Here is a 445-nt window from a genome sequence, read left to right as displayed (position 1 = left end):
CGCCCGCACGGCGTCGTCGCGGTGTTCGGCCCGTACAACTTCCCCGGCCACTTGCCGAACGGTCATATCGTGCCGGCGCTGATCGCCGGCAACACGGTCGTGTTCAAGCCGTCCGAACTTGCGCCGGGCGTCGCGCGCGCGACGGTCGAGGTGTGGCAGGCAGCCGGGTTGCCGCCCGGCGTGCTGAACCTCGTGCAGGGCGAGAAGGACACCGGCATCGCGCTCGCGAATCATCGGCAGATCGACGGGCTGTTCTTCACCGGCAGTTCGGACACCGGCACGCTGCTGCACAAGCAGTTCGGCGGCCGTCCGGAAATCGTGCTCGCGCTCGAGATGGGCGGCAACAACCCGCTCGTGATCGGCGAGGTCGAGGACGTCGACGCGGCCGTGCATCACACGATCCAGTCGGCGTTCCTGTCGGCTGGCCAGCGCTGCACGTGCGCAC

1 protein-coding gene is annotated in these 445 nt (G+C 69.0%); it reads left to right on the top strand.

Annotated elements, in window-relative coordinates; genetic code table 11:
• Positions 1-445: aldehyde dehydrogenase family protein (locus tag M3210_RS20165; RefSeq protein WP_251518084.1), on the top strand; the 445-nt coding region annotated here is incomplete at both ends.

The organism is Oceanobacillus luteolus, from assembly GCF_023715655.1.
In the GTDB taxonomy this organism is placed as follows: domain Bacteria; phylum Bacillota; class Bacilli; order Bacillales; family Amphibacillaceae; genus Oceanobacillus; species Oceanobacillus luteolus.
Note: the sequence above shows the minus strand (reverse complement) of the source record. Positions and strands in the feature narration are given on the sequence as shown.